This is a genomic window from Sandarakinorhabdus sp., assembly GCF_040398645.1.
In the GTDB taxonomy this organism is placed as follows: Bacteria; Pseudomonadota; Alphaproteobacteria; order Sphingomonadales; family Sphingomonadaceae; genus Sandarakinorhabdus.
Map to the genome: position 1 here is coordinate 21634 of NZ_JBBATR010000016.1, position 3903 is coordinate 25536.

Here is a 3903-nt window from a genome sequence, read left to right on the forward strand (position 1 = left end):
CCAGCGCACCGCCATGGCCCGGCAGCAGTTCGGCGTGCAGCCATAGCGCTGACAGATGGACAGGTTAGGATAGGCCATGATTCGCCGCACCCTGTTGATTGCCGCCCTGCTCGCCGCCGTTCCGTTATGGGCGCAAGAGACGCCGCCCGCCGCGCAGCCGCAGCCGCCGGTGCCCGCTGCGGCCCCCGTTCCAGCCCCCGTCCCAGCGACTGTGGCTATCGTGATGACCACCGAATTTGGCCCGATCACGATGGCGCTGGCCACCGAACGTGCGCCGGTCACCGCCAAATATATATTGCGCCATGTCGATGAGCAGCGGCTGGACGGCAGCGCCTTTTACCGCGCTTACAAGATCACGCCGGATGGCAGCATGGGATTGGTGCAGGGCGGCATCCAGGATGGCCGCAAGCTGCTGCCGCCCGTAGCCCACGAACCCACCACCGCCACCGGCCTGACTCACGACGAAGGCTCCATCAGCCTGGCCCGCGGCGCGCCGGGCACCGCTCAGGCGCAGTTCTTCATCATCCTCGGCAATCTGAAGGCGCTGGATGCCAATCCAGCCGCAGCCGGCGACAACCTGGGCTATGCCGTGTTCGGCCGCGTTACCGAAGGCATGGATGTGGTGCGCCGGATCCTGAACGTGCCGATCTCCGCCACCAAAGGCATCGGCGCGATGCAGGGCCAGATGATCGAAGCGCCGGTAAAGATCATCAGCGTCAAACGGCTGGTGCCGTTGCCGATCAAGCCGGCTGTGAAAAAGGCTTTGCCGAAGAAAAGATAAGGGAAAATGCCTCCGGCGGGCAGGGGTGACCCCTACACCCGGTTGTTTTGGTTCAGCCTCTATATTGCGGTGTCAGCGCCCATCCAAAAAATGGGTGCAGGGGTCACCCCTGCCCGCCGGAGGCTTTTATTTTTCTTCGGCCGTCGCCGCGTAAGGCGGCGCGTACCAGCCGTTCGGGCTGAGCGTGAAAATCTCGTTGCCGGTTTCGGTGATCCCGATACTGTGTTCGAACTGCGCCGATAGCGACCGGTCGCGGGTGACGGCGGTCCAGCCATCATCGAGGATTTTCACGGCGGGGCCGCCGGCGTTGATCATCGGCTCGATGGTGAGGAACATGCCGGGCCGCAGCACAACGCCGCGGCCTGGCCGGCCGACATGCACGACATTTGGTGCGGTGTGGAATTCCTGGCCGAGGCCGTGGCCGCAGAAATCGCGCACCACGCTCATGCGGTTGCGTTCGGCGTGGGTCTGGATGGCGTGGCCGACATCGCCCAGCGTGTTGCCGGGCCGGGCCTGTTCGATGCCCAGCATCAGGCATTCATAGGTGACGTCGACCAGCTTGCGGGCCTTGAGTGGCACATCGCCGACCAGGAACATGCGGCTGGTGTCGCCGTACCAGCCATCTACGACGACGGTGACATCAATATTGATGATATCGCCGCTTTTCAGGCGCTTGGGGCCGGGGATGCCGTGGCAGACGACATGGTTTACCGATGTGCACAGCGAGTGGGAAAATCCGCGATAAAACACGGTTGCCGATGCAGCGCCGGCAGCGCGGACGAATTCCCAGGCCATCTTGTCCAGATCGAGTGTGGCGACTTCGGGGAGGACATGCGGGGTGAGGTGATCGAGCACCGACGCAGCCAGCCGCCCGGCGACGCGCATGGCCTCAAAGCCGGCCGGCCCGTGCAGGCGGAGCTGGCCTTCGTGCGGGTCCATCACAGTGGTATAGAGGGCTTGCGTCATCTGCGCTTCCTTACCGCTGCGACGCCATCAAGTCCATGTTGGGCATGACAAGCCCGGCGCCGCGCCGTAAAGACGGGGGTATGACCGACGCCAGCCCCGCTTCTGCCCCCGACCGTATCTACACCGCCGCTTTGGTGGTGATCGGTGACGAGATCTTGTCGGGCCGCACCCAGGATGCCAATATCGCCTATCTGGCCAAATGGCTGGGCGTGCAGGGCATTCGCCTGAAAGAAGTGCGCGTGGTGGTGGACGATATGGACGCCATCGGCGATGCGGTGAACGCGCTGCGCAGCGTGCACGACTATCTGTTCACCACCGGCGGCATCGGCCCCACCCACGATGATATCACCGTGGATGCCATTGCCGCTGCGCTGGGCCGGCCGGTGATCGTGCACCCGGATGCGCAGGCCATATTGGCGGCGCATTATGGCGACCAGTTGACCGACGCGCGGCTGCGCATGGCGCGCACGCCCGAAGGCGCCAGCCTTATCGAAAATCCGCGCACCAAGGCGCCTGGCATCCGGGTGGAAAATATCTTCATCATGGCCGGTGTGCCGATGATCACCCAAGGCATGCTGGCGGCGCTCGATGGGAAATTGCCCGGCGGCGCGCCGGTGTTGTCGCGCACGGTGGCGGCGTGGACGCAGGAGAGCAAGGCGGCCGAGGTGCTGCGCCGGACCGAACGCGCCAATCCGGGCGTGCAGATCGGCAGCTATCCGTTCTGGCGCGAAGGCAAGACCGGCGCCAATTTCGTCATGCGATCAACCAGCGTCGAACAGCTGGCCGATGTGGCGCAGCAATTGATGGCCGCGCTGGATGCCATCGGGATTGCGCCGGTTGATGGGGAATTGTGAACGGCGATGTTCAGCGGAAAGGCCGTGACATGTCGATGATTCGCTGGCTGTTTTTGGCTGCGATTGCGGTGGGCTTTGTGCTGCTGGCCGTGTCCAATTGGACGCTGGTGGATTTCGTGCTGCCGGATGGCACGCTGGCCCCGGTGCCGCTGCCACTTCTGCTCGCGGCGGCGTTTTTTACCGGCGTTGTGCCCACCTGGATCTGGCACGGGCTGATGCGGCCGCTGATCGAAGCGCGCCGCAGCCGCAGCCCGGCAAAGGCCGAAGTTGCGGAAATCGCAGCGCCGGCGGATGTTTGAATTGGGGTCTGCGGGCATGCGCGGTCCGGTATTTGTAGCCATTGATGTGGCCGATGTTGCAGCGGCGCGCGCGCTGGTGGCCAGCGTGGCCCCGCATGTCGGCGGCATCAAGTTGGGGCTGCAGTTTTTCTGTGCGCACGGTGCGGCCGGGGTGGCGGCGGTGATGGCGGGCTGCGATCTGCCGTTGTTTCTCGATCTGAAATTGCACGATATTCCCAATACGGTGGCCGGCGCGGTTGCCAGCCTGGCGCCGCTGGCGCCATCGATCCTGACCGTGCATGCCGCTGGCGGCGCGGAGATGCTGGCGGCGGCGCGCGCGGCGGCCCTGCCGGCAACGCGGGTGGTGGCGGTGACGGTGCTGACCAGCCTGGACGACGCCGATCTGCTGGCGGCCGGGGTAAGTGATGGCACGGCGGCGCAGGCGGCGCGGCTGGCGCGATTGGCGCAGGGTGCGGGTCTGGATGGCATTGTGTGTTCGCCGCACGAAGTGGCTGCGGTGAAATCTGTGTGGCCCGCCGGCCTGTTTGTGGTGCCGGGCGTGCGGCCGGCCGGCAGCGCGGTGGGCGATCAGAAACGCGTCATGACTCCGCCGCAAGCCGTGGCCGCCGGTGCCAGCGTGCTGGTGATCGGCCGCCCGATCACGTCGGCCAGCGATCCGGCGGTTGCGGCAGCAGCGATTGCGGCCAGTCTGGCATGAGCCATGTGGCGTTCAAGATCTGCGGCGTGACGACGCAAGATGTGCTCGATGCCACGGTGGCCGCCGGCGCGGCGCACATCGGCTTCAATTTCTTTGCGCCCAGCCCGCGCTACGCTTCGCCGGCGCAGGCTGCCGGCCTGATTGCGCGCGTGCCGGCATCGGTGGGGCGGGTGGCGGTGCTGGTGGCGCCCGATGATGCGCTGGTTGAGGCCGTGGTGGCCGCCGGCGTCACCATTTTGCAGCTGCATGACGTGTCGGCGCAGCGGCTGGCCGAGCTGAAATCGCGCTATGGTCTGCCGGTGTGGC

At 65.8% G+C, this 3903-nt stretch carries 6 protein-coding genes; 5 read left to right on the plus strand and 1 reads right to left on the minus strand.

Annotated features, from left to right (window positions below; genetic code table 11):
- The first annotated feature begins 76 nt into the window (after positions 1-76).
- Positions 77-781: a peptidylprolyl isomerase gene (locus tag ABWP50_RS05510; RefSeq protein ID WP_353216991.1), complete on the plus strand. Its 705-nt coding sequence runs from the start codon at positions 77-79 to the stop codon at positions 779-781.
- A gap of 126 nt (positions 782-907) precedes the next feature.
- Here ABWP50_RS05510 and map read toward each other — a convergent pair whose 3' ends face one another.
- Positions 908-1747: a type I methionyl aminopeptidase gene (map, locus tag ABWP50_RS05515; protein ID WP_353216992.1), complete on the minus strand. Its 840-nt coding sequence runs from the start codon at positions 1745-1747 to the stop codon at positions 908-910.
- A gap of 80 nt (positions 1748-1827) precedes the next feature.
- Between map and ABWP50_RS05520 the strand changes: the two genes are divergently transcribed.
- The 4 genes from ABWP50_RS05520 to trpF form a co-directional block, all read left to right on the plus strand.
- Positions 1828-2601 carry a competence/damage-inducible protein A gene (locus ABWP50_RS05520; protein WP_353216993.1) on the plus strand — a complete coding sequence of 258 codons (774 nt, stop codon included), beginning with the start codon at positions 1828-1830 and terminating at the stop codon, positions 2599-2601.
- A gap of 29 nt (positions 2602-2630) precedes the next feature.
- Positions 2631-2900, plus strand: coding sequence for a hypothetical protein (locus ABWP50_RS05525; protein ID WP_353216994.1), 270 nt, complete (start codon positions 2631-2633; stop codon positions 2898-2900).
- Between the two features lie 16 nt (positions 2901-2916).
- On the plus strand, positions 2917-3597 hold the full coding sequence (pyrF, locus tag ABWP50_RS05530; RefSeq protein ID WP_353216995.1) for an orotidine-5'-phosphate decarboxylase: 681 nt from the start codon (positions 2917-2919) through the stop codon (positions 3595-3597).
- Positions 3594-3903: phosphoribosylanthranilate isomerase (gene trpF / locus ABWP50_RS05535; protein WP_502950985.1), on the plus strand; the 310-nt coding region annotated here is incomplete at its 3' end. The genes pyrF and trpF, both read left to right, overlap by 4 nt.

What these genes read in the sequence shown, in the direction of transcription:
- ABWP50_RS05520 (WP_353216993.1), top strand. Translation starts at nt 1,828, where the DNA reads ATGACCGACGCCAGCCCCGCTTCTGCCCCCGACCGTATCTACACCGCC.
- map (WP_353216992.1), bottom strand. Translation starts at nt 1,747, where the DNA reads ATGACGCAAGCCCTCTATACCACTGTGATGGACCCGCACGAAGGCCAG.
- ABWP50_RS05525 (WP_353216994.1), top strand. Translation starts at nt 2,631, where the DNA reads ATGTCGATGATTCGCTGGCTGTTTTTGGCTGCGATTGCGGTGGGCTTT.
- ABWP50_RS05510 (WP_353216991.1), top strand. Translation starts at nt 77, where the DNA reads ATGATTCGCCGCACCCTGTTGATTGCCGCCCTGCTCGCCGCCGTTCCG.
- pyrF (WP_353216995.1), top strand. Translation starts at nt 2,917, where the DNA reads ATGCGCGGTCCGGTATTTGTAGCCATTGATGTGGCCGATGTTGCAGCG.